Origin of the sequence: Hirschia maritima DSM 19733 (assembly GCF_000378345.1) — a bacterium.
GTDB classification, from domain to species: Bacteria; Pseudomonadota; Alphaproteobacteria; order Caulobacterales; family Hyphomonadaceae; genus Hirschia; species Hirschia maritima.
The window spans coordinates 298,256-322,245 of sequence record NZ_KB899545.1 but is presented as its reverse complement, the minus strand read 5'-3'; the positions used below and the strand labels follow the sequence as shown (position 1 = coordinate 322,245).

At 44.2% G+C, this 23,990-nt stretch carries 23 protein-coding genes; 9 read left to right on the top strand and 14 right to left on the bottom strand.

Features of this window, described 5'->3' with window-relative positions; translation table 11 throughout:
* The 6 genes from F551_RS0106945 to F551_RS0106920 all read right to left on the bottom strand — a co-directional run bounded on the left by F551_RS0106945 (position 1) and on the right by F551_RS0106920 (position 4,194).
* Entirely contained in the window at positions 1-522 is a 522-nt protein-coding gene (locus tag F551_RS0106945) for a MaoC family dehydratase (RefSeq protein ID WP_018996772.1), read from the bottom strand.
* 12 nt (positions 523-534) lie between these two features.
* Complete coding sequence (locus F551_RS0106940; RefSeq protein ID WP_018996771.1) at positions 535-1,356, bottom strand: HpcH/HpaI aldolase/citrate lyase family protein; 822 nt, start codon at positions 1,354-1,356, stop codon at positions 535-537.
* 153 nt (positions 1,357-1,509) lie between these two features.
* Positions 1,510-2,136, bottom strand: a complete 627-nt coding sequence (locus F551_RS0106935) for a VOC family protein (protein WP_018996770.1) — start codon at positions 2,134-2,136, stop codon at positions 1,510-1,512.
* Between the two features lie 3 nt (positions 2,137-2,139).
* Positions 2,140-3,039, bottom strand: a complete 900-nt coding sequence (locus F551_RS0106930; protein WP_018996769.1) for a polysaccharide deacetylase family protein — start codon at positions 3,037-3,039, stop codon at positions 2,140-2,142.
* On the bottom strand, positions 3,039-3,875 hold the full coding sequence (locus F551_RS0106925; protein WP_018996768.1) for an SDR family NAD(P)-dependent oxidoreductase: 837 nt from the start codon (positions 3,873-3,875) through the stop codon (positions 3,039-3,041). Before F551_RS0106925 ends, F551_RS0106930 begins: the two co-directional genes overlap by 1 nt.
* Positions 3,876-3,879: 4 nt before the next feature.
* Entirely contained in the window at positions 3,880-4,194 is a 315-nt protein-coding gene (locus F551_RS0106920) for a hypothetical protein (RefSeq protein WP_018996767.1), read from the bottom strand.
* A 129-nt stretch (positions 4,195-4,323) separates the two neighbouring features.
* Between F551_RS0106920 and F551_RS0106915 the strand changes: the two genes are divergently transcribed.
* From F551_RS0106915 to F551_RS0106900, 4 genes are all read left to right on the top strand, one after another.
* Positions 4,324-5,565: a class I SAM-dependent methyltransferase gene (locus F551_RS0106915; protein WP_018996766.1), complete on the top strand. Its 1,242-nt coding sequence runs from the start codon at positions 4,324-4,326 to the stop codon at positions 5,563-5,565.
* Complete coding sequence (locus F551_RS0106910) at positions 5,562-5,942, top strand: hypothetical protein (protein WP_018996765.1); 381 nt, start codon at positions 5,562-5,564, stop codon at positions 5,940-5,942. Before F551_RS0106915 ends, F551_RS0106910 begins: the two co-directional genes overlap by 4 nt.
* Complete coding sequence (locus tag F551_RS17120; protein WP_018996764.1) at positions 5,936-6,775, top strand: cupin domain-containing protein; 840 nt, start codon at positions 5,936-5,938, stop codon at positions 6,773-6,775. The genes F551_RS0106910 and F551_RS17120 overlap by 7 nt, the downstream gene beginning before the upstream one ends.
* 104 nt (positions 6,776-6,879) lie before the next feature.
* Positions 6,880-7,572 (top strand): hypothetical protein, encoded by a 693-nt coding sequence (locus tag F551_RS0106900; protein WP_018996763.1) that lies wholly within the window; start codon positions 6,880-6,882, stop codon positions 7,570-7,572.
* A gap of 89 nt (positions 7,573-7,661) precedes the next feature.
* On the opposite strand, the gene F551_RS0106895 is transcribed toward F551_RS0106900, so the two are convergent.
* Together F551_RS0106895 and F551_RS0106890 are read right to left on the bottom strand one after the other, a co-directional pair.
* On the bottom strand, positions 7,662-8,480 hold the full coding sequence (locus F551_RS0106895) for a hypothetical protein (protein WP_018996762.1): 819 nt from the start codon (positions 8,478-8,480) through the stop codon (positions 7,662-7,664).
* Complete coding sequence (locus F551_RS0106890) at positions 8,477-8,776, bottom strand: DUF1330 domain-containing protein (protein WP_018996761.1); 300 nt, start codon at positions 8,774-8,776, stop codon at positions 8,477-8,479. The genes F551_RS0106895 and F551_RS0106890 overlap by 4 nt, the downstream gene beginning before the upstream one ends.
* A gap of 96 nt (positions 8,777-8,872) precedes the next feature.
* Here F551_RS0106890 and F551_RS0106885 point away from each other — a divergent pair, with 96 nt between their 5' ends.
* From F551_RS0106885 to F551_RS0106875, 3 genes are read left to right on the top strand one after another with little or no spacing between them, the layout of a single operon-like run.
* Complete coding sequence (locus tag F551_RS0106885) at positions 8,873-9,754, top strand: glyoxalase/bleomycin resistance/dioxygenase family protein (RefSeq protein ID WP_018996760.1); 882 nt, start codon at positions 8,873-8,875, stop codon at positions 9,752-9,754.
* A gap of 5 nt (positions 9,755-9,759) precedes the next feature.
* The gene (locus tag F551_RS0106880) at positions 9,760-10,767 is read left to right on the top strand and encodes an MDR family NADP-dependent oxidoreductase (RefSeq protein WP_018996759.1); all 1,008 of its coding nucleotides are present in this window, start codon (positions 9,760-9,762) and stop codon (positions 10,765-10,767) included.
* A 17-nt stretch (positions 10,768-10,784) separates the two neighbouring features.
* On the top strand, positions 10,785-11,600 hold the full coding sequence (locus F551_RS0106875; protein ID WP_018996758.1) for an alpha/beta fold hydrolase: 816 nt from the start codon (positions 10,785-10,787) through the stop codon (positions 11,598-11,600).
* A 65-nt stretch (positions 11,601-11,665) separates the two neighbouring features.
* Here F551_RS0106875 and F551_RS0106870 read toward each other — a convergent pair whose 3' ends face one another.
* Positions 11,666-13,204, bottom strand: a complete 1,539-nt coding sequence (locus F551_RS0106870) for an MFS transporter (RefSeq protein ID WP_018996757.1) — start codon at positions 13,202-13,204, stop codon at positions 11,666-11,668.
* A gap of 99 nt (positions 13,205-13,303) precedes the next feature.
* On the opposite strand from F551_RS0106870, the gene F551_RS0106865 reads away from it, so the two are divergent.
* Complete coding sequence (locus F551_RS0106865) at positions 13,304-14,698, top strand: flavin monoamine oxidase family protein (RefSeq protein WP_018996756.1); 1,395 nt, start codon at positions 13,304-13,306, stop codon at positions 14,696-14,698.
* Here F551_RS0106865 and F551_RS0106860 read toward each other — a convergent pair.
* Positions 14,695-15,741 (bottom strand): PLP-dependent cysteine synthase family protein, encoded by a 1,047-nt coding sequence (locus F551_RS0106860; protein WP_018996755.1) that lies wholly within the window; start codon positions 15,739-15,741, stop codon positions 14,695-14,697. The genes F551_RS0106865 and F551_RS0106860 overlap by 4 nt on opposite strands.
* Positions 15,742-15,856: 115 nt before the next feature.
* On the opposite strand from F551_RS0106860, the gene F551_RS0106855 reads away from it, so the two are divergent.
* On the top strand, positions 15,857-16,306 hold the full coding sequence (locus tag F551_RS0106855) for an Lrp/AsnC family transcriptional regulator (protein ID WP_026296698.1): 450 nt from the start codon (positions 15,857-15,859) through the stop codon (positions 16,304-16,306).
* Between the two features lie 8 nt (positions 16,307-16,314).
* Here F551_RS0106855 and F551_RS0106850 read toward each other — a convergent pair whose 3' ends face one another.
* The 4 genes from F551_RS0106850 to F551_RS16390 form a co-directional block, all read right to left on the bottom strand.
* Positions 16,315-17,235 carry a hypothetical protein gene (locus tag F551_RS0106850; RefSeq protein WP_018996753.1) on the bottom strand — a complete coding sequence of 307 codons (921 nt, stop codon included), beginning with the start codon at positions 17,233-17,235 and terminating at the stop codon, positions 16,315-16,317.
* Between the two features lie 97 nt (positions 17,236-17,332).
* Positions 17,333-19,831 (bottom strand): TonB-dependent receptor, encoded by a 2,499-nt coding sequence (locus F551_RS0106845; RefSeq protein WP_018996752.1) that lies wholly within the window; start codon positions 19,829-19,831, stop codon positions 17,333-17,335.
* Positions 19,832-20,186: 355 nt separating this feature from the next.
* Complete coding sequence (locus F551_RS0106840) at positions 20,187-22,715, bottom strand: TonB-dependent receptor (protein WP_018996751.1); 2,529 nt, start codon at positions 22,713-22,715, stop codon at positions 20,187-20,189.
* A gap of 286 nt (positions 22,716-23,001) precedes the next feature.
* The gene (locus F551_RS16390) at positions 23,002-23,910 is read right to left on the bottom strand and encodes a DUF1838 family protein (protein ID WP_018996750.1); all 909 of its coding nucleotides are present in this window, start codon (positions 23,908-23,910) and stop codon (positions 23,002-23,004) included.
* Positions 23,911-23,990 lie beyond the last annotated feature (80 nt).

The window sequence follows — 23,990 nt, the reverse complement described above, 5'->3', positions numbered from 1 at the left end:
CTAGTAATTTCCAACTTTATCTTCCACCGCGTGCCCACGCGCTGGAATCAACATGTTGCGTTTAAACGTACACACCATTGTTCCATCTTGATTGTATCCACGTGTCACAATCGTCACGATACCTTGTCCAGGGCGAGACTTACTTTCTCGTTTTCCAAGAACTTCACTTTCACCAACAATAGTGTCGCCAGCAAAGACTGGTGCAGTGAATTTCACTTCATCCATTCCAAGATTGGCAATCGCTTTTTGCGAACAATCAGTCACACTCATACCGATCAAAAGCGCAAGTGTGTAAGGCGACACAACAAGGTTCTTTTTAAATTCAGAGGCTTTGGCAAACTCTGCATCAAAATGCATTGGGTGCGTATTCATCGTCATCAAGGTAAACATGTGATTGTCATATTCAGTCACAGTCTTTCCAGGACGGTGTTCGTAGATATCGCCTTCGTGAAAGTCTTCAAAATAGCGACCAAATGTTTCGCGATAACGGTTTGGCGCAACTTCTTTCCAGTTCTGAACCATGTCTTGTTTTCCTTATTCCTGTGAGGCTTTCGCCAAAATTCTTTGCGCCGCCAAAATTATGGGGCGATCGATCAACTTTCCTTTGAAAAGCACAGCTCCGCCTTCAGCTTCTTCCAAAGCAGCGATGATTGCTTTTGCATCTTCAATTTCACTGTCTGAAGGTGAAAACACCGAATTAACGGCTTCTACTTGTTTAGGATGGATGCAGGTTCGACCGGCAAAACCAAAGGCTTTTACTTTTTGTGTATATTCGATCAATCCTGCTTCATCATTTACATCGAGATATGGCACATCATAAGCGGGCACTCCCGCCTCACCACAAGCTGCTGCAATGGTGCCGCGTGCTGTCAGCATTGCATCCCAATTTGATAAATCCGCACCTAAGCTGGCACTAAAATCTGCCCCACCAAATAAAACACCGCCGCTAGATGAATTCGCTATATCAGAAGCGTTCCTAAAAGCTCTTCCACTTTCGATAACTGAGATTACGGGAATTTGTCCGCCAAGCGCTTCAGCCACTATTTCTACATCAATGCCTGTTTCAGCCTTCGGTATCATTACAAAGTCTGGCGCGGCTGATGTTTCTACCAGTGCAGCAATATCTGCACATCCAGTTGCTGTTCTGGGACTGTTGATACGGATACCCGCAACAACTTTGTCTCCACGTTTCGACAACCATTCCAATGTTGCCTCACGCGCTTCGGCTTTATCATCTGGCAAAACCGCATCTTCTAAATCAATAATGATCGTATCCGCAGAACTTGCCGCCGCTTTATCGAATCTATCCGAACGCGCGCCGGGTACAAAAAGCAATGATCTGAATGTTTGTGTCATCAATTAAATCCTATTTGTCCGGACAAATTAAATCGAACTGCCTTTTTCGTCAACAAAAGATATATCAACTTATAGATTCACACGTCGATTTCGGTAAAAAAAAGCCGCAAAACCTAAGTTTTGCGGCGCAAAAGTTTCCAAATAATAGTTTTGTTAATCCTGCTCTCTAGGATCAAATACCTTCTGATTTAGCTCAATCGTGTGTCCATTCATGTCGATCAACATGGACACCATCACAACAATATCACCTGCAGGCGATGGGTAACGACGCTCTTTTGGAGCACCTAACACCTTCACGCCTTCAACTTTTGAAGCTTTCGCAAATGCCTCCTCCAAATTCTCCGCATGAAATAGCATCACGATTTCACCAGGAGTAAAGTCAGCCGCGTCAGGTTCTGCTAGATCTTTTTCGGTCTGATCGAGGAATTGCCACAATCCAACCATTCCCATCTGACCTGAGTTTGATTGTAGCAAAACAAGGCGTGACCTATTTTTTCCATCAGCCTTGTGGCGAGTCGTTAATCCAGGAGATGATAATTCCTGATCATAAACAACATTCATACCCAAAGCATCGCTATACAACTTTAAAGCTGCATCCATATCCTTCACGACCATGGTCGTACGACGTAGATTAATCGGATATAACGGATAAGGGTTTTTATCGCGCATCTTTACTATTTCAGCGCCAGTCAATTCAGCATGTTTTGCTGGCTGATCATCCATAGTTGCACAAGCAGCTAGAGACAAAGCGGCGATAATAGCGAGAGTTTTATTAATCATTTTCTAGGCTCCAGCAGGAATTTGTTCGGCAAAATGTTGGGCGATCTGTTCGCGAGTAGCAATCCACACATCTGAGTGATTGCTCACATGATCGAGAAACTGCTGAAAAGCCTCAATGCGTCCTGGTCTCCCGATAATTCGCAAATGCAGACCAAGGCTCATCATGCGCGCGCCCTCCTCATTGGCTTCATTATATAACCAATTGAAAGTCCGTTTCGCGTAATCCAACCACATGTCAGGCGTGAAAGCCGGATCAATCCAGAATTTCATATCATTGCTATCAATGGCATAGGGCAAGATCACCATCGGCTCTTTATTGCCATCCGCCATCTCGACATCATCCCAATATGGAAAATCATCTGAGAAATCATCCATGTGATATGTATATCCCTGATCCTTCAGGATTTGTCTGGTATTCTCAGAATAGAGATATCGGGACAACCAACCCGCAGGACGACGACCACATGTTTTCTCTATGCTTTTCGCACTTTGCTCAATGAAAGCGATCTCATCTTCTTTTTCCATGAATGCAGTGAAAGCCCATTTATGACCGTGGTCAGCAGGCTCATCACCACGCTTCATTAAAGCGTCTGCTATCCATGGTGCCTTCTCTAAGGCCTGACCACACACAGTCCAAGTCGCATTCACACCAGCCTTATCGAGAATTTTCAGAATGCGCGGTGCACCACGTTTTATACCATACTGGTAATTACTTTCATTGCAGTAGACACGAATTGGCTTTCTGGGAACCGCTTTTAGCTCGTCCACAGGCTCGGGACCACGATCACCTTCATCAATTCGCTTTTCTGCACCCTCTTCAACGTTTACAACGATTGAAAGCGCAAGCTTTCCTCCGTTGGGCCATTTAAAGTCTTTCGGAGCGGGTTCCATCGAGTGATTCATCAATGCGGTTCCTCTCCACCAGACACATTCATACTTTCGGCAGTTATGTATTTCGCCTCATCAGAGCAGAGCCATGCAACAGCATTGGCAGTATCTTCCGGCAAACCCGGACGCCCCATCGGAATTCGAGCCGCCATAGCTTTCATGTAATCCTCTACGGAATCAGCGCCGACAACTTTTGCGAAATACTCGTTTTGCCAAGCACCCAGCCCAGTCGTTACGTGATTTGGGCAAACATTGTTTACGGTGATATCATCGCCACCAAGCTCAACCGCAGCAGAACGAACTAGCCCAACTAATCCGTGCTTTGAACTCGTGTATGCCTGCGCGTGCGGGAATCCAGATTTAGCGGCCTGACTAGCAATATTGATAATCCTTCCACCTTTTCCCTGCTTGGTCATGATTTCTGCTGCAGCTTTAACTCCGAAGAATGCGCCGGTCAGATTCACATCAATGACGGCACGCCAATCTTCTTCAGTAACATCCAGCAATGGCTTCATAATGTATCCAATACCGGCATTGTTCACCCAGATATCCAGACTACCATGTTCACTCACAGCATGATTTGCGAGGCCACGTACACTTTCAAGCGACCGCACATCACAAACTTGCGTGGATACCTTCACACCCATTTCGCGAAGATCAGACGCAATTGATTCCATTTCGTCCGTTGAACCAATATGCTCCGCGCCGGTTGCAGCATCCTTAGGAGCTCCAATATCGGAAATAACGATATTCACACCAGCTTTTGCAAGGCGTTGGGCAATCGCCTCACCCAATCCAGCCCGACGACCAGATCCAGTTATAACGGCAGTTTTCCCTTTCAAACTCTCCATATGACTACCCCAAAGTCTCTGTTAGAATGAAGAATAAATCACTTGTCATGCCTTGGAATTCAGCAGCGATAGCCTGCATTGCCTCTGTTGAAACATCGGCTCCAAAGCCATCCATGTCATTAACATCTATGATTTCGACATAGGAATAAGGTGGCTTGTCATCTGTGCCGAGCAAAGCAACAGATTTATAAACCTTAAAGTCATCTATGGACTTCAATCCATTTACCGTAGGAATATCTGTTGTCTTAGCCCAATTTTCGTAGTCCTCTACGCTAACTTCAGGCTTCAAATTAAAGAGTGCGACAATTTTAGTACTCATTTCCTATTCCCCTTATTGTAAATATGGTTATAAATGATATATCTTTTATACTATACTCTTCTTCATCAACTCTGCAATACGAGTTTCGAAGAAAGCTTCGCGGACAGGAAATAAAAAGGGAGACGATGAATGGCTGACACAACCAATAAAGGTAACAATAGCCCCTCAAATGAATATGATGGCCCACCTGACTACCGCGTTGTTGGGCAACATGATGTTTATCCAGAGACAACTCATGATGAAACAGCCCGGTTCAACTTCTTAGCCCAAATGAACCGTCACCTTTCTACTAAAGTAATGGGCGGAATAGCACACGCTTTTGAAGATAGAGTGGAGCCAAAATTCAAAGAAGAGAACGGACGCGACTTTGAAGATAGACACGAAGTCCGCAAAGCCCTGAAAGAAGATCCAATGTTTCAGTGGTGGTCAGCCCTACGTCGCGCCACCATGGAAAACAGACAACAAGCCGGCCGCTGGGTTACACTTCGTCAGGCAGAAGCCCTAAATGAAAAAGCGCGAATGCTGACTGAAGGGGATGACCGACTAAAACTTGATCCTGAATTCAAGCAACCACGCTCTACCGAAGCAATCGATCACCACTGTATGCCGGGAAGCTATCACACAGAACTCGTACCTGGTGATGTTACCGGGCCAGCTAACTATGACTCTGGAATCTTCGCCACAACTGGAGGAATGCTGGGACGCTTTAATGATGGCGGCGGTGTTGCTGTTGCGCAGTGGGTTGCCAAAAACCTACCAGATTTCAAACCTAAACGCATTCTCGATATCGGAGCCGGTCTCGGACACAATGTTCTACCTATTGCGGCGGCATTTCCAGATGCAGAAGTTGTTGCCGTTGATGCAGGTGCTCCCATGCTGCGATACGGCTTAGCACGCGCTAAATCACTTGGAATCGAAAATGTCGAGTTTGTTCAGGGAGATGTCGCGGATTTAAGTCGTTTTGAGAATGAAAGCTTTGATTGGGTTCAATCAACAATGTTCCTTCACGAAACAACTTTCAAATCAATGCCGAAAATATTCAAAGAAACACATCGCCTCCTTAAACCGGGCGGCATAGTTCTTCACGTAGAGCAACCCCAATACGACAAAGACATGCCGCTGTATGAGCAGGCAATGAGAGATTGGGACGCATTCTATAATAACGAACCATTCTGGACCAAAATGCATGAAATTGATCTAGACCAGTGGATGGAAGATGCCGGTTTTAATCGCGATGATATTATTCATGGCGGTGTCGCAGCAGTCGTCGATGCAGACATATTCCCTGAAGCTGCAGAAGATAACGAGCAAGAAGATTATGGGCGTAAAGCTGCTTGGCACGTTATTGGCGCAAGAAAGGCTACAAAATGAGCAATCCGAATCTAGATCCATTAAAACTAGCTGGTGCCAAATCTAAAGGTAAGCGTCCTTGGTTTCTTGAAAACACAGATTCTGAACGCGTCCTCAACATAACGCTTGCCCTCGTGCAAGAAGTCGCCGTTATGCGTGAACGAATGGACACGATTGAACGCTTGCTAGAACGCGATGGTAAAGTCACCAAAGATGCCATCGAGGCCTATAAACCTGCCCGCTTCGAAGCCGATGAACGCGGTATGCTTATGCAAGAGTACATTTCGCGAGTGTTCCGTATTCTTCAACAAGACGTCGAAGCTACTGAACTCGGCGATGAAGCCTCTAGCGAAGACGTTGCCGAAGAATTTGCTACGACTGAAGAAAAGTCATGCTAAATCGGCCGCAAACCGAATTCATTCAGGCCCAATTGCTACCTTGGAGGCGTATTGGGCCTGGAAATGCGCGTCCAGATGCTGAATTCAAATTCTTGAGCCGTGACGATGAAACTGGTGGCTGCTCAGCAATCATCCGTTATCCTGCTGGATGGAGACGTGAAGCAGTAGAACATGTTGATGTCACTGAAGAATTTTATATTCTAGATGGTGAGATCGAGATAAATGGTCAGACATACAGTCACGACACATATGGTTATGCTCCAGCTGGTGCAACTCGGCAAACCATGTCATCTGAACATGGAGCAGTTGTCCTAACTTTCTTTAGCGCAGAACCTTCACTGATCGCTGGAGAAGGTGACGGAGATCACATAACGCATATTGATGCCTTGCATATGCCTTGGGACATGACGCTGAATGATCCAAAATTAGCTCACCTCGGTATATCAAGGAAAGATTTATATGCGAATCCAGAGACTGGCGAGCGCACTTTTCTTTCTATGATATTGCCTCACTCTGAACCGCCCAACCTCAAAGGCCCACAAGAGTTACATCCTACCGTCGAAGAAGCCTATGTGGTGTCGGGTTCACTCACCGGACCTCATGGTACAATGACGCCCGGTGCATATTTTTGGAGACCGCCAGGAATTGCCCACGGTCCTTTTGGAACGCGGTGGGGCTGTGTTGCTTTAATTCGCTTTCTAGGCGGAAAACACGAAAACATTTGGACGCCTACAGAAGCTCCTTTTTCGTTCAATGCCCCGTATGATCCAGTGTTGCCGGACGATTTAAGCGCATTTGCATATGCTCCATGGCAGCCACCACCACGATATTAATCTCCGGCAGAATAATAAATCTACCAGATATAACGTAGTGAGACTTGCCATAACGATTAAAAGATATATCATTTAAAAAATAGAATGATTTAATGGAGGGCTCCATGGGAGAGTTTTTTGCAACGAATGAATTGCATATTCTAAGGTGGCTACACATTGTCGCCATGGTATATTGGCTTGGTGGTGAATGGGGCGTTTTTCAAACATCCTATAAAGTTGTGAACCACAAACTTTCACTGGAAGAGCGCAGCCGCCACATGGCAACTGCATATCGCATTGATATTATGGCGCGCACAGGAATCATATCCCTACTACCTCTTGGTCTCCACATGGGATATTTATGGGGCGTTCAACCACTTGGCGGTGGCTGGCTGGTCGCCATGTGGCTCCTATGGATCGTGTGGATGGCAATCACTTGGGGTGCATTTGCAAATCGCACCAATGAACTAGGAAACAAACTTGCTCTGATCGAAGACTGGACACGTTACCCACTAATTCCTGCCCTAATCATTACAGGTCTAACTTCGTTGATGGGCAATGGCCCATTTATCGCAGAAGAGGGTCAAAAATGGTTCAGTGCAAAAATCCTGACATACGGTTTAGCGCTCATCATTGGTGTCATCCTTCGTATTATCATGCACGAATGGCGCAAAATCTTCCCGGTTTTGGCTCAAGGTCCAAATGAAGAGCTGGAAGCAAAACTAGATAAATCTATCCAATTAGGCCGCAACGTTGCCTATCTCTACTGGGTTTTGATTTTGATGACTGCATTCTTTGGAGCAGTAAAACCATTCTAATATGAGGCGCATTGAGAGTACTGAGCTGTGTACTCTTTTCTTCCCTAGGCCGACACATTCATTTGTGTCGGCCTCTTTTTTTGTGGCGTTTAGAAGTCGGGCGCTAAAGGAGCTGAATTGATTTGGAACAATTCATCTTGATACTCTTTATTCACTTCGAAATTAGTCCAAATGGCTTCATTAGATTTTACGCCATCATAAAACAAACGAACTCTGCCTGCTTGTTTCCAATTGCCCTTTTCATTTGAAAAGAAATTGGAATAACGCCTCTCATGCCAACCTCGAGGTGTTTGAAAACCTACATACACAATAGCAAAATCAGTTTGCCGTATCCCAAATAGTGTTTTCTTTGCAGATGGATCAGTTAGTTCGATCATGAAAGTTGAATTTCCATCGATTAGGCGATCAGCCATCCGATTTCGTTTCCACCCTGCATCAAGAGCGTGGCGGATTGCCCCGAAACCAAAACTATTCGACCACATTTGATTCGCAGATTGGCTCTCCATTTTTCCGTCTTTATTGTATGTGTCTTTTCCATCGAAGGATAAAAGCAACTGAACCTCATCTCCGGTCCATCCTTCAATTCGCACCTTGCCATTCGCGACATGTGCATCTTCTTTTTCAGATGCATAGACCCGCCACATTGCGTATTTATCCCAAACGGTTTCTTCTTCTCCTTTTCGGATCAAATTATACCCAGAGAGAAAAAGTGATTGAGGCTTTTGAAAGAGCTCACCTCCCGCGGCAAGATAAGCGCGCGAAACAATCTCAGCTGGAGACAAATCTATATTGGTCTGCACCGCCGCATCCAGACCAGCACGATTGTTCAAGTTTGGAGGCTTTCCATTCAACGGATCAACATGCACTGAACACGCTGAGAGCATTAAGCAGGCGACAATATATTTCATTTGCCCGGCTCCTCCACCACCATCACATGTGCTTGGCAATAGGGTTGCCGAATCTCTTTTAGATTCTGATATTCATCACTATTCCAAAATTTCTCTATTGCAGCTTTATCGGGCCATTTCGAAATAACAACACTATCACCCTCGAACATCCCACCTTCTTTAGATTCGACACCGGGGGCTCGCACTACATATTCCCCTCCATATTCTTGAATTAGTTTGGCTGTTGGAATTGCGTATTTTTGCAAAAAAGGCTCCCTATCCAATACCTTAGCAAACACTATCATATATGCAGACATAAAAACTTTCCTTTTGGGCTAGCACACCACACACTAAATGGTATATCTTTTAATAGGAAACGCTATTTCGAAAGATTTGAAAAGGATATTATTGCAATGAAACTATTACGTGCCGCGACACTAACCGTTGCAGATATCAAAAGATCAACATCACTTTATGCTGAATTTTTTGATTACTCTATCGTTGAAGAAGGTTTAGTGGATTCAAATCTTGCAGCCAGCTGGTCTGCGCCTAATTCAGCTGGTCAACCGTATGCAATCATGCAGCCGAGTTCCGGGGCTGAAATTTATATTCGTTTTATCGAACAACCGGCTGTTGATAGCTTTAAAGCGCTACGCACTTATGGTTGGAATGCAATCGAAATTTGCGTGACTGATGTTCTGGCCGCTAATGAAAGAATGGAGAACAGTCCATTTGAAATCATCGGCCCACCTCGTGAAATCGATGGCCTACCAGCTATTTACCCGATGCAAGTACGCGGCCCTGACGAAGAAATTGTATATCTTACGCAGATTAGATCAGACCTGCCGGCTTTCGACCTTCCTCGCGCTTCAACTTTGATCGATAAACTTTTCATTCTTGTGATGGGTTGTAGCGATATGGATGAAGGAAATGCTTGGCTCGCCAAACACGCTGGTGTGGAAATGGGCCGTGACATGGAAATCGTGTACACCATGCTGGCGGGTGCATATGGCACCGATATGGATGAATTGCACCGTATCTCAACAATGATCCACGGCCGTGATGTATTCCTTGAAATAGATCAATACCCTGAAGCAGCTACACAAAGAGAAAACCACGAAGGCATGCTGCCTCCTGGAGTTGCCATCGGTTCAATGTGGCACCCGGAATTCGACTCACTTCCTGGTCCATGGATTACAGAACCAGTTGTGCGCGATGGTCCTATCTATAAAGGAAAAAGAGCAGGAACTATGATCGGTCCTGATGGCACATTAGTGGAAATGATCGAAGGCTAATCAAAATGAAACTTGTTACTTTAAAGTCTGCCATAGATCACAAACCATGCGCCAATGACTTTGCCGTCATTGAAGTGCCGATGCCACAATGTCCCTCTAATGGAGTTGTTGTTCGAGTCGTGCACTTATCGCTGGACCCTTATGTTGGCTCAACACTTAGAGACAGACACATGGGCCACAACGCCCCAACTCCTATGAAAGATCCAATTACAGGGGGGATTGTCGGGCAAGTTGTTCAATCAACAATGCCAGATGTTGGTGAAGGCGATTGGGTGCATTCCATGGAAGGTGGATGGTTAGAATACGCCGCCATCGACGCACAGCACATCAGAAAAATTGATCCCTCAATCGCGCCACTTTCGGCACATGCCGGTGTTCTAGGCATGCCTGGCCTAACTGGCTGGGCAGGTATTACACAACTCGCTAATGTTGGCGACGGTGACACCGTACTCGTTGATGCCGCTGCTGGCCCCGTAGGCGGGACAGTTGGCCAGATCGCAAGAATCAAAGGTGCCAAACGCGTTGTCGGAATCGCAGGAGGCCCTGAGAAATGTGCCCTCGTCGAGAACGAATACGGTTTTGATAAATGTGTTGATTACAAAAAAGATGGTTGGCGAGACGATTTAGGTGAAGCTTTGCCTGAAGGACTATCAGTGTTTTTTGAAAATGTATCAGCTGAAATGGCGATGATAGCTCTTGGACATGCCAACCTATACGCACGCGGTGTTTTGTGCGGATTGGTGGATGCCTACCAAACCAAAACTCAAAGCCAGCACGCTATGAATATTGGAATGGTGATCGGCAAGAGAGCCAAATTACATGGATTGGTTGTGTATGATTTCTACGAAAGATGGAATGAATACATAGCGGAAGCTGCTCCATGGATCCGCGAGGGCAAACTGAAAATCGTAGAAGATCGCATGGATGGGTTGGAAAACGCACCTATCCTTTTTGAGCGTCTTATGAACGGTCAAAACAAAGGAAAAGCAGTCATAACAGTGGCCGCAGAATAAAATAAGAGGATATAATCATGGGGCGCATTCGACGCGAATATGTAGATGGGTCATTTGGACAAATACACGTTCGCATTGCCAGACCCAAGCAACCGACTAGCGCCCCTCCTCTCTATTGTTTACATCAAAGCCCCAAGTCTTCTCTTGAGTTTGAAGGCTTTATGGAAGCAGCTTCAACTGATCGTGAAGTGATTGCGTTCGATTACCCAAAATACGGAATGTCGGATGGTCCTGACCGAGAAGAAGACATAAGCATTGAAGCGTATGCCCAAGCTGGGTGGCAAGTAGTAGATGAATTAGGCCACAAAACAATCGATTTGTTCGGCAATCATACTGGGGGCAAAGTGGCTGTAGAAATGACCACCATGCGCCCAGAAAAAGTACACGCTATCGCAATGGTATCAGCTGCAATATTGACAGCAGAAGAGCGTGCATCATTTGAGAATTTGTTTACTCCAATTCCACTGGATGAAAAAGGCACAAGGTTTCACACAAATTGGGCACGAATTGTGGAACGAAAAGCAGATTCAGAAGGTTTAACCCTCGAAATGATGGAACGCTCTTTCTACATGACAATGATGGCAGGTGAAGCATATGAGTGGGGTCACACTATAGCCTTTGCCTATGATAAAGAATTCAATGAACGCGTCTCTCAAATTCAACAGAGAATTACAGTTCTAAATCCCAATGACGACCTACATTTCTGCACACCGAGAGTCGCAAAACTTCTCAAAAATGGAGAAGTAGTAGAAACTCCGCAATGGTCTCATAATTTTCTAATGTCAGACCCTACAGGTGTTGCCTCACTTATACGGGCCAAGCTTGACGCTTAGCCCGAAAAAATCCAACAATTCAAAAGTTTTGTAGTCGCTCATGCTGCGACTACAAACGACTAGGACTAATCAGCCGATTCAGAATCCGTTTTGTCCTTCTTCTCATGATCAAACTGGTATTTTCCTAGGAAGAGCAATGGTACCGTTGCAACAAACAAAATGATCGCAGCTGATGTTAGGGTATAAGCCCAATCTTTACCCGGTAAAATACCGAGGTCCAGCCCAAGGAAATGAACACCGCGACCATCAGCGATATCGGTCATGATTGATGGGCCTAATCCCGCGCCAAGTGCGAAGAAACCATAGATCGCACCGTAAATTGCAGAATAACTTTTCATCCCAAAATACTTTGAAATCATGAAAGCCATGAAATCATATTCAACACCAGCACCAAAACCAATCATCAAGATGGCAATGGTTGCAGTGTTTGCATCAACACCTGGCTGCGCCAACAACCATAGAGCAAAAGCAGGAGACGCCAAGAAAGCAAAAGCTACGCCTGGTGCCCAGAACCGATCGATAAGGTAACCACCGATAATTCTTCCACTTAGAACCGCAAGTCCTGTTAGAGTGGCAAGCCCCACTGCTTCATCCATACCTATTCCATTGTGAGTCAGGACACGCTCAATATTAGGAATAATAGCCCCTACAGAATATGAAATTGGAACGAAACAAGCAGCCAACAACCAGAAACGCCAGCCCTTCATCGCTTCCATTAAAGACAATCCTTCAATTTTCATCGACTGGTTAGCGGATGCTTCGGGAGGTGCCTTTTTAATATCCAAGCAAAGCATCAATCCTACAGGTATTAGAATTACCGCACAGAAAAAGTATGCCATAAAATATTCTAGGCGAAGCCCATTTGCTTCTACCAATGGTGACACTTGCTGAACAACAATCCATATCAGCCCTAATGTTCCCACTAAAGACACACCTAGAATTGGATATTTGAAGTTTGAAATGTTTGCATCTTTGGCTGATTCATCATTCACATCCCGCAAACTCAGCCAAGACATAGGAAGCGCAATAGAAAGAGGCAAAAGTCCAATTAAAACATAAGCTGACCGCCAACCTGAACCACCAACAAAATGAAATGCCTCATTGGAAACAATGAATTGCGCGAAAAACTTGGCTAAAGCACCAAACATCCCTGTTGCAATTAACGCAATTCCCAACGCAATTCCCCTGTTCTTCACAAACCAATTTGCGACTGGCCTTGTGAAGGTGATGGGTAAGGTTCCCGCACCTGTAAACGCTAGCATAAGCCACAGGAAAATATACAACGCTTTGTTTCCTGTATTTAAGGAAAGCGCCATCATGGAGAGGCTGAAAGTTACAATTGAGATCAGAGCAACTTTACGAGCTCCAAATTTTTCAGCAAGAAGACCAATTATGGGTGCTGCAGCAAATGCTCCAAATGTATATATTGCAAGTGCGTTTAAAATATCGCCTACCGACCACCCCAATGGAGCAAATTCCTGCATTAAAGGAGGAATAAATACTCCAATGGTATAAAACGGTAGTGGGGACAGACCCAATCCGACACCGACAGCAGCCGCGGTCAAAACTGGCCATCCTTCACTAAATTCTGCTTTAAAACCCAAAACTTCCTCCCAAAAATTACGTTTGCCCTTGGCGGACTGTCTATTATGAGGTCTAATGGTATATCATTTCATCGGTATGTCGAGAGAGGTCAAGCAAACATGTTGACGAAACGCCAATTTTTGATCGCTGGTAGTACACTTGCAACATTGTCTTGCGCTCCTGCTCAAAAGAAGTCACTCCATGCGGATGTTATCATTCTCGGTGCCGGATTAGCAGGGTTGAACGCCGCACGCCTTTTGGCAAGTGAGGGAGCCAAAGTTCTTGTTCTGGAGGGCAGCAATCGCATCGGTGGTCGAATGTATACTCTTGATGATGTCCCCGGACGTCCAGAAGCTGGAGGCCAACAGGTTGGCAGTACATATGCGAGAATATTGTCCACAGCAGATGATCTTGGTTTAAACATTGTTCCGCCTGCCCCTGGTGGTTCAAGAGACAAAACGCTAGCGATCAACGGCGATCTTTTAAATGCTTCGGATTGGGCGGCATCACCGCACAACACTTTTCCAGATGCATTAAAGAGATTTACACCTGACAGCGCACTTTTTGTAGCTGCATCTCAAAAAAACCCACTTGAAGATGAATACGCATGGCGCGAATTAGCGGCTCAGAGCGACCTTTCTGCCAAATCATTTCTTGAACAATCGGGATTCGATGAGCAAAGCTTGAAGCAGATTGATATTGCCTTAAATGCAAACTCACTAGACACTTACAGCATGCTGAATGTCTGGCGTTCATTAGTAATATTCAGCCAGTCGTTCCAAGGAGGCAGCTCGAATGAAATTGAAGGCGGAGCCCAACGCCTACCAGAAGCCATGGCAAAAAGTTTAGATGATGGGACGATAAAAACCAACACAATGGTTCAAGGGATAGACGTCGACCTGAATGGAGTTGATGTTCACACCAACCAAGGCACTATTCGAGGCTCATTCGTGATATCGACATTGCCGTTTCCAGTCATGAAAAAAGTAAAAATCAACGCCCCACTTCATGAAGCAACACGTGAAGGCATTAATTCACTACCATACACACAAATACAGCAAGTGCATCTTACCGTAGAAAATGAATTCTGGAAGAATGATGGTCTTCCGACGACGATGTGGACGGATACACCTATCGAACGAGTTTTTCCTGTTCGCAACGCAAATGGAGAAACAGTCTCTCTTACGTGTTGGATTAATGGAACTGGCACAAAGCCCAACGTTAGCGATCAAGAATGGAAAGATCTCGCCGAGAAAACTATGTTGGATCTAAGAGGTGCAAAAACTACAGCCTCTAAAGTTATTAGATGGGATAAGAACCAACCATTGAGCGGTGGAGCTTATATGCACTGGTCACCAAACCAAGCCGCCAAAATTGCAGAAAACATGGCGACCCCTGCAGGTCGATTACACTTTGCTGGTGAACACACATCGCACCTCCACACAGGCATGGAAGGCGCGATGGAATCAGGAGATCGTGCTGCGTTTGAAGTTATGGATCTAATGTCCAGCTAAGCTGGACATTGAATAGCTTCAAATCCCAACAACTCTACATTCGGGGCAATATATTCTGGCTTTACCGATTCTTCGCGACCCAAGTCTGTAGAAAGGTATTTCTTATTGTCGTCAGCAAAAACTGTTGCGACGATTGCGTTCGAGCCTAACTTGTCTTGTACCTTAAGAGCACCCAGCAGGTTGGCACCAGATGATATACCCACGGCCAAGCCAAGTTGAGATGCCAGTTTTTGAGCCATAATAATTGAATCACCGTCGCTAACAGCAATTACGTCATCGACTTTGTCCAATTCTACGATCGAAGGTATGAATTCATCGGAGATTCCTTGAATTCTGTGTGCACCAACTTTGTAGCCAGTTGTCAGAGTTGGCGATTCAGACGGCTCTAACGGATGAATTGAAACTTTCGCATTTGCTTCTCGTAACGCGCGTCCAACTCCCATTATTGTGCCACCTGTTCCTACGCCAGCTACAAAACCATCTGGTGACTTCCCAATAGACGACAATTGTTTCAATAATTCTTGGCCAGTTTCTACTTCATGTGCGCCACAATTATCGCGGTTACTAAACTGACACGGCAAGAAAACATCGTCACGTTCCGCAGCTAATTTTTCAGTTGCAGCAATAGAACCTAGAAACCCGCCCTCTTCCTTGCTGACGAGATGCAGGTCTGCACCGATTGATTTAAGTAGAGCTTTCCGTTCATTGCTCATCCAATCAGGCATAAAAATACAAACTTTATGGCCTAGAGCCCGCCCCAATGCGGCCATTGAAATACCAGCGTTGCCACTTGTAGCTTCCGCGATCATATCACCCGGTTTCAATTCACCAGAAGCGCTAGCACACTTTAGAATATTATATGCCATACGGTCTTTAATCGACCCAGTTAAACTATAATGTTCAGCCTTAGCATAAACCACTCGTTCTTCTCCCTTCCAGCGCACATGCACTGCCAAAAGAGGTGTCCGCCCTATGAGATTGGACAAACTGTCAAAACGAGAATTTAAATCCAATCTGGATTCTAAAGAAATAGTATCAGCCATAAAAAATCTCCCGCTGACATTATGAATCATCTCCTTTCAAATTGCATTTCAACAAAACAATAGTTATACTTTTTATTTGGTGATAAAATTCGATAAAATACGAAAAAATGATATGATTGACGCAACCGACAAACAAATACTGAGATTAATTCAAAGAGATGCGACTCTATCTTTGGAGAATATTGCTTCAAAAGTTGATGTGTCAGTAAATACGTGTTGGCGACGTGTGAAACACTTGGAAGAAACGGGAATCATTAGCGGCCGTGTTGCTATCGTTGATCCTGAATCTGTTGGGTTGGGACAAACCGTTATCGTATCAATCAAAACAAATAACCATTCTTCGGAATGGCTTGAACGATTCACGGAAAAGACAAAAAACATTCCGGAAGTCGTAGAATTTTATCGCATGGCAGGCGAAGTCGATTATCTATTGAAAATAGTTGTAAACACGGTCGCTGATTACGACCGTGTTTACAAACAGATTATCGCCGATATGGAAATCTCAGATGTCAGCGCAACATTCGCAATGGAATGTATTAAAAATACAACTGAACTTCCCCTCTAACACCATGTCTATTTTTCTTGGTTGGTACAGCTTAATTGTATCCAACGAAGATTAATTCCAATACGGTTTGCACCACCCTCGGCCCATGCATATGACACAGCGCGATCATCTTCGCCTTCCATAACGTATAGCGTCAACGAAGGACGATTGTTTCCATAGGTCCAATCAACATCACGTAAGCGAAGTCGAATTGTTCGAGCAGGATTTTCGTCGGTTTCCAGTTCGGCTACACCGCCCTGATCATGTATTTTCACGCCGCGTTTGAAATACCAATCATTTATTCCTTTACCGCTGTCACCGTGTTCGACACCACGTAATACTGCAGCCCAACATTCAAAAGGTCGCGCTTTTCGCATGCGAGTTTCAACATTTGTATTGTTTACTTGTGTTGAAACCCAAAACTCCGAGTCGGAAAGAGTTGTTGAAATGATTGCATTTTTTATCTCTTTACTTTGACCAAAATACTCAGAACAGTTTGCACCCGTTCCTTTACCTTCAAATTGATCGCCGCGGCGGCTCCAATTGATGACACACCCACCTCCTTCAGTTTCAGAATTTGAAATTGAATGCGTAATCGACATTTTGTCTTCAGAGATTCTAATTGCATGAGACAAAGCTGTATTCGGTGTTTCAGATTTCTGATCTACAGAAGAAAATGCATAGATCTCTTCATTTTTTGTTTCTTCGCCTGCAGTGATTTCTATATGGACATGAGGTGCTAAAGTCTCACCTTCAACACCCGCTGCTTCAGCAAAAAAACGATGACGTTCATTATCCCATCGACCGGCAAGTAGAGTAGAAAACTCCTGAAAATCCTTTTTCAACCACCCCGGAGCTTCTACCGTTTCCTCAGCTTCATCAGCCATTATTGGTGCAGTGGAACAAGCACCAACAAATAATCCTAAAGCAATAAATCGATCTAATTTCATATCGAATTTTTTTCCCAAAAAAAAGAGAGAGACGAAATCATACCGCCTCTCTCAAATACTAAATGAATATATGGTTACAAATCATAACTTCATAAATTTAGAATGTGAGGTTTAGACGAACCCCGATCTGACGCTTGTCTCTTAGACCAAGACGGTTTCCTTCACGACTAAAGTTAAAGAATCCACCCGGCTGCAACCTTGTTCCAAATGAAGTATCAGCGAAGTTTTGAACAGAAGCTGGTACATCTTCTTCAAACAAGTTCGTTACGAACAGCTCTACACCGAAGTTATCATTGCGCAGTCCTCCGCGAATGTTCACATCAGTTGCTGTATCAGTTTCAGCTACATTCGCATTACTGCTGTAGAAACCATCCGTATAGAATACGTCACCACGTGCAAACATAGAATCAAACGGTCCAAAACCTGACACATCTCGCTCATAACTCAATGCAGCAGAAGCTGACATAGGTGGGAAACGCGGTGCTTGTTGACCAGCAACATTTGCAGCTTCACCAAAGATATCGTTGAAATCACCTGAACTCGTTCCTTCTGGGAAGGAAGCAATCTCAGCATCGATATATGCGAAAGAACCTTCAAAGGTCAGATTGTCAGTTATCGATGCTCTACCGTCAATTTCAACACCATAAATTTCAGTTGATGCACCATTGTTTGTAAATGACACAGTTCTAAATGGGTTTGGAGCTCCAGGCGTAGTGTCGATGACCAACTCAAATGCTGAGAAGATCTCATCTTCACGTTTCATGTAGAACGCAGCTGTGTTGAAAGCCACGCGGCCATCAAACATTTCCTGCTTCCATCCAAGCTCGTGGTTTTTAAGAGTTTCCTCGTCAAACGTTACGCCCACGCCACTTACTTTAGAATTCAAGTCTGCTATCTGTGCAGCATCAAGCTCAGCAACTTCAGCATTGAATCCACCAGGTAAGTTACCTTCACTATATGTAGCATAGAGAGTAGTTGAATCACTTGGCTCCCAACGCACTGTAAGGCGTGGCAAGAAACTTTCAATTGTGGATGGTGAAATAGGAGTCGTTAGACTTGCATTCACATCGTCATCACGAATTTCATCTTCTTGGAAACGGCCTTCAACAGTTACTGACCAATCATCTGTTATCTCATAATCTAAAGACGCGAAATAACCTGTTGTTGTTGCTCCACCATGAAACGGGTCTGATCTAAAGATATCTGAGAACAAGATCGTAGGACCGAAGAAACTAGCAGTACCACCAATGCTGGTAATATCAATATCAGTAATGCTCGCTCCAACAGACCAACTCAACTTATCGTTAAGTGATAGCCCGGACAAACGCGCTTCTGCAGAATAGTCTTCAATGTCACGCGCACTGAATGACATGAATGAATGGTCTGGGCTGGCATCGAAATCCCACCAGAAACCATTTGATTCTTCGTTGTAACCACCTTGAACATCTAATGTAATCGTATCAGTAATATCCCAAGAAAGGTTTGCAGCAATACGAGTAGAATCTAAGTTCAATCCGAAGTCATTTGTGTTAAACGGATTATATTCAAAATCGTTTATAGCGTCAGTTGTAGCATATCGACCGTCAGCTAATATTGCGTTTCTAAATGTCTCTAGGTTTTCAAAAGTTGAATTTACACCAATGCGGTCAGCTGGAGGAACAGTAATTGTTCCAGCAAAAACTGATTCTGTTCGACTACCAAATGCTGGTGATTGTGAATCGGCTTGGTTTACTGCACCTGATACAGGATCAATAGCAAAACCACCAAAATTGTGCTGAAGTGTACCAAAGTGACTTACAACAGCTGCTGGACCATCATCGATTTCTTGATATGAACCGCGTACTTTAATTCTTAAGTCATCTGTTGGTTCAAATAACAAAGTACCATTGATGTTCCACTGAGATTCATCACCAAGTTTTTGTCCAGGGTTCCCTACGTTGTCGTAGTGTCCCTCTTTTGAATCGTATGAGCCACCTACCCGATATGACAACATATCTGTAATTGGTCCCTCAAATCCGACAGCGATACTCTGTTCATTCTTAGATGCAACAGTTAGATCAACCTCCCCCTTAAAGTAGTCACTTGGGTCTTTTGATACATAATTGATTGCACCGGCAAAAGTATTACGGCCAAACAAAGCTGATTGAGGACCTTTGATGACCTCAACTCTTGCAAGTTCGTTGATCCCAATCGTAGACGCACCACTAGACATATAAACGCCGTCTAAGAAAACAGTCGCTGTCTGCTGAAGTGGGCTACCGCTGGTGAAGAAAATCCCACGAAAACGTGGTGTCGTGTTTACCCGCGCAAGAGAGTCACTGAATGGCTCCACAAATAGACCAGGTGTAGCTTTGGAAATGTCGACGATATCTACATATCCAGCTGCATCAATTGCTTCTTCTGAAAACGCCGAAATCGCAATAGGAGCGTCCAACAACAATTCTTCTTTTTTACGTGCAGTTACCACAATCGATGATTGTATTGATTTTTCTTCTTCAGCCGCCGCCGGTGCTGCCGCCTCTTGGGCAAAAATTGGTTGCGTATTCGACAATGCAGCTACTGCTGCCGCTGTCGTTAAAAGAAATTTCTTCTTCATTCTCTATCCTCCTCCGAGCCTAATTGAAGTGTCTCCGATAGTCGGTTCCAACTCCGCAATAATCCCCATTGTATTTTCGTCTGAAGTCTGAACAGAGGAAACTTCTTGATCAGCTATCAGATCATTTGGTATATCTTTTACTCTGACAAAAAGTTATAACTTTGCAAGCCCCCTTTGTGGAAAGTTTTGATAGTTTTGACGTGCATTGTAGCTAAAATATCACACACATTTATGTTATTAATTCCTATTCGCATAACGGAGTGTGAAATTGCTTTTGGCTTATGTATGAAATTTACACATAAAAAAAAGAGACGAACACACGGTTCGTCTCTTTCAATTTTATAAATCGCAAAAATTAGAACGACTTCCGGACAGTTACACCCAACTGACGACCGCGCGGCAAGAAGGACACATATGATCTCGCAAAGAATCTGAAATCATTCGGGTCAACATAACGGAACACGTTACCAGCTGTGTCATCATCTCCGATGTTACGCCCCCAGAACACAATGTCTGTACCTGAGTTTTCATGAGCCAGAGTAAGTCTCAAATTGGTCTTGAAACTTTCACCAGTTTCTTGAAGGTTATGAACCTGTGCGTAACGGCTGGATGCATACACTCCATCCACACGAAGATTACCCGTCCACTCGCCAGTATCCATGAACTCATAGTTAGCCATGACTGTACCGGAATTTTTAGATACGCGCGGAACTGAGAACCCTACCAAAGAACCATAGTTCGGGTCTGCTGGATCAGTTACTCCATTATCAATAATCGTAGCTTGCGTTGGGTCCGAGCCTTTCTTGAATTCATTGTCAGACAATGAAACCGCCGCACCAATTTTCAACTGATCGGTCACATTGAAATTAAAGTCACCCTCAAATCCACGAATTTCAGTTTCACCAACATTCAGAACAACTGTTGTTTGAACCTGGTTTGGTTGCCCTTCGCGAAGAATAACGACCTGACTTAATTGTTGATCAACAAGATCAATCGCATAGACCGCTGCAGTAACGCTACCGCGACCATCAAATAACTCTGATTTGAAACCGACTTCGTATTGAGTCACTTTCTCTTCATCAAAGCTCAAGAAAGGAGCTTCTTCAGGATCATTCGGGTTAATTGCTGTGTTAAACCCACCAGATTTGTTACCTGTAGAAACACTACCGTACAGTAGAGCACCATTGTTGAACGTGTAGTCAGCTGTTGCACGCCAAGTGAAACCATCAAATGTCTCAGTTAAGTCGTCACCTGTTTCACCATCTGATGACAGATCAGCACCAACATCTTCACTGTAATAGCGACCTTCGAAACCAATTCCGAAATTATCCGTCACACTGAAATCAATTGATCCATAAGCCGCAACTTCTTGATTGCTTCTTCCTCCACTGAAGTCATAAGCTGTTTCAAGAATGTTTCGGTCAATTCCCGTTTGCTCTTCATCATAAGCAAACACACCTGCGATCCAATCAATGTTATCGCCGATCTCACCATTAAGGCGCAATTCATGAGACCAATATTCACGCTCACCTTGACTGTCGGTTACCCATGCCGAAGCACGCGCAGGACCAAAGGAATAACCGGCTATCACCTCTGAATAAGATTGGTTTACGATGTTGTGTGACTCAGACTTCGTGAATCCACCCATGTAAGATAAAGTTAGGCTGTCGGTAATGTCGTACGATGCATCACCCCAAATCCGAGTTGTTTCATTGTTCAATCCGGCACTAAAATCCCAAGCCGCTGTAACAGGAGCAAAGAACGATGTCGGATTTACAACCTCACCAGCACCAACAGCTGTTGAAATTGCAACTGAATCTGGAACCTCTACAACACCACAATAGTATGAACGCGTAGCCAATACATTTGGACAAGCAGTTCCGCCAGCTCGAGCTGAGTTGTTATTTGTTGAGTCAAACAACTGACCAGCGAATTGACCATCTTCGTCCTCAGAATAATATGCACGGATATTTGCGTCAAATGCAGATGTGCTCTCTGGAGCTATGTTTAGAGCACCATAGAAAGCAGTCGTTTTTTGTGAACCGATGTCACGTGCCCCTTGAGATAGAGCAGCAGTATTTTCGTATTCACCACCGTATTCATAATAACGACCGCCGATAAGACCGTTTACACCTGGAAACAAAGGCCCTGAAACATTACCGGAGAACTCAACCTCATCATGTTCCGCATAAGTTGCCTTAAGAACGCCCTCAAATTCATCCGAAGGCTTCTTAGTAATGTAATTTATCACTCCACCATATGTTGAACGGCCATAAAGCGCCCCTTGAGGCCCTTTGAGTACTTCCACTCTTTCCACGTTGTCCAAAATAGACGAAATAATCCCAGTCCGTACGTAGACACCGTCCACAAATAGACCAACGGGTTGTGGAGTTTCAGATCGGAGGTTGGCTATACCACGAATAACAGGACGTTCTCCTGTACGTCCAAAATCTCCTGAAATTTGAAGACCTGGTGTTAGATCTGCAATGTCTTGTGCACTTGTTGCACCAACAGCATTCAACGCTTCGGCATCAAACGCGGACACTGAAATTGGGGCCTCCAAAAGAGTCTCTTCTCTCTTACGCCCAGTAACAACAATTGTAGATTGAACCGATTTTTCTTCCTCGGCAGCTGTTTGCGCCACTTCCTGAGCAAAAATTGGTTGTGTGTGTGAAAACGCTGCAACTGCTGCAGCTGTCGTCAAAAGAATTTTCTTTTTCATTCTCTGTCCTCCTCCGAGCCTAACTGGAGTGTCTCCGATAGTCGGATCCAACTCCGCAATAATCCCTATTGTTTTTTCGCCTGCAGTCTGAACAGAGGAAACCTCTCGATCAGCTATCAGATCATTTGGTATATCTTTTACTCTGACGAAAAGTTTTGGCATTGCAAGCCCCCCTTATGGGTAATTTTGATAGTTTGAAGGTGTATAGCGACCCAAATGTCACACACCTTTTTGTAAGAATTTATCCGTATCGGACAAAACAATTACCAAATAGTCCGGAAATATTAACAAAATTGGTAAAAAATTCGCTTTATGGTATACTCTTTCAAAAGGTATAACTAATTTGGTCGTTGAAACGGTTAACAACACGCAAATTGAAATACCTACAAAAAAAGGCCGATGAATTTCTTCATCGGCCTTAAAACTTGAATCTTAAGAATCAATTTCGCTATCGTTTTGGCAACTCAATATGCCCTTCCGAAACTTGGTCATAGTATTCCCAACTTGTCATATTTTTACGATCATCACCCACTGGAGGCGGAGCACTGTATTCTGGGTAACTCTGAGCAATTTCTGTTTTCATCGTTTCTGAAAGGTCATCATAACTGGCGAGCTTTGAACCTGCGGTATGCATATAAAGCATCCCTTCGCGTCCATTCATGTTCATCCATGGAAGCCAATCAGAAAAGCGAGACCAACCAACAGTTGCTTCAACGCCAGTTGTAGAAGGATCTAGCAATTCGTCGACATTACCAAAGAAATTGAAAAGTTCAGTGGAATGATAGGTTCCGCCAATTTCTTTTTCATACTTGCTAGCCAGCGGACTAGGATACCAAAGCGGAACAGTGTTGCGCTGCCACCAGAAATTTCCATGCATTTCACCTTGCCATTTAGCGGGCTTTCCACCTCGACCCACTTCATACATTTTGAAGTTAACTGGATCATTGGCAACATGCATCACTTCAACTGTTTCATCCGTCCAAGGGTTATCCCAAGTTTTTAGAACTTCCCCAGTGTCTTTATCTAAATAAAGCAAGATCTCTCTGGAAACGAGATGAAAACCTTTAGTCCCGTCTTCTTTTTCTATTTCTCCACATTGACGGATATTCATTCCCTCAACATCGAAAAGATGAACATCTTTTTCACCTTGCTTACGGCTCAACGCTTTTCCATTCCAAGAATAGACAATCGGAGTATTGTCTTCAGTTGAACAATATATTTTACGAACAATCTGCAGTGTATCAGCTGCATTGTCTGGATTAAGCTGTGCTGGTTCTTTTGCCACGCCAATACTTGCGCAAGCGGACATAGCCGCAATTGATGCAGTGACTAAGGCCGAACGAATAATTGAATTCATGATCCTCTCCCGAAAAAATGATATACCATTTAGAGATTAGACATATTTATCGATAATCGGCAAGCCCCAATTTAACTCTT

Coding starts and splice junctions, on each gene's coding strand:
- F551_RS0106945 (WP_018996772.1), bottom strand. CDS start 522: ATGGTTCAGAACTGGAAAGAAGTTGCGCCAAACCGTTATCGCGAAACA.
- F551_RS0106940 (WP_018996771.1), bottom strand. CDS start 1,356: ATGACACAAACATTCAGATCATTGCTTTTTGTACCCGGCGCGCGTTCG.
- F551_RS0106935 (WP_018996770.1), bottom strand. CDS start 2,136: ATGATTAATAAAACTCTCGCTATTATCGCCGCTTTGTCTCTAGCTGCT.
- F551_RS0106930 (WP_018996769.1), bottom strand. CDS start 3,039: ATGAATCACTCGATGGAACCCGCTCCGAAAGACTTTAAATGGCCCAAC.
- F551_RS0106925 (WP_018996768.1), bottom strand. CDS start 3,875: ATGGAGAGTTTGAAAGGGAAAACTGCCGTTATAACTGGATCTGGTCGT.
- F551_RS0106920 (WP_018996767.1), bottom strand. CDS start 4,194: ATGAGTACTAAAATTGTCGCACTCTTTAATTTGAAGCCTGAAGTTAGC.
- F551_RS0106915 (WP_018996766.1), top strand. CDS start 4,324: ATGGCTGACACAACCAATAAAGGTAACAATAGCCCCTCAAATGAATAT.
- F551_RS0106910 (WP_018996765.1), top strand. CDS start 5,562: ATGAGCAATCCGAATCTAGATCCATTAAAACTAGCTGGTGCCAAATCT.
- F551_RS17120 (WP_018996764.1), top strand. CDS start 5,936: ATGCTAAATCGGCCGCAAACCGAATTCATTCAGGCCCAATTGCTACCT.
- F551_RS0106900 (WP_018996763.1), top strand. CDS start 6,880: ATGGGAGAGTTTTTTGCAACGAATGAATTGCATATTCTAAGGTGGCTA.
- F551_RS0106895 (WP_018996762.1), bottom strand. CDS start 8,480: ATGAAATATATTGTCGCCTGCTTAATGCTCTCAGCGTGTTCAGTGCAT.
- F551_RS0106890 (WP_018996761.1), bottom strand. CDS start 8,776: ATGTCTGCATATATGATAGTGTTTGCTAAGGTATTGGATAGGGAGCCT.
- F551_RS0106885 (WP_018996760.1), top strand. CDS start 8,873: ATGAAACTATTACGTGCCGCGACACTAACCGTTGCAGATATCAAAAGA.
- F551_RS0106880 (WP_018996759.1), top strand. CDS start 9,760: ATGAAACTTGTTACTTTAAAGTCTGCCATAGATCACAAACCATGCGCC.
- F551_RS0106875 (WP_018996758.1), top strand. CDS start 10,785: ATGGGGCGCATTCGACGCGAATATGTAGATGGGTCATTTGGACAAATA.
- F551_RS0106865 (WP_018996756.1), top strand. CDS start 13,304: ATGTTGACGAAACGCCAATTTTTGATCGCTGGTAGTACACTTGCAACA.
- F551_RS0106860 (WP_018996755.1), bottom strand. CDS start 15,741: ATGGCTGATACTATTTCTTTAGAATCCAGATTGGATTTAAATTCTCGT.
- F551_RS0106850 (WP_018996753.1), bottom strand. CDS start 17,235: ATGAAATTAGATCGATTTATTGCTTTAGGATTATTTGTTGGTGCTTGT.
- F551_RS0106845 (WP_018996752.1), bottom strand. CDS start 19,831: ATGAAGAAGAAATTTCTTTTAACGACAGCGGCAGCAGTAGCTGCATTG.
- F551_RS0106840 (WP_018996751.1), bottom strand. CDS start 22,715: ATGCCAAAACTTTTCGTCAGAGTAAAAGATATACCAAATGATCTGATA.
- F551_RS16390 (WP_018996750.1), bottom strand. CDS start 23,910: ATGAATTCAATTATTCGTTCGGCCTTAGTCACTGCATCAATTGCGGCT.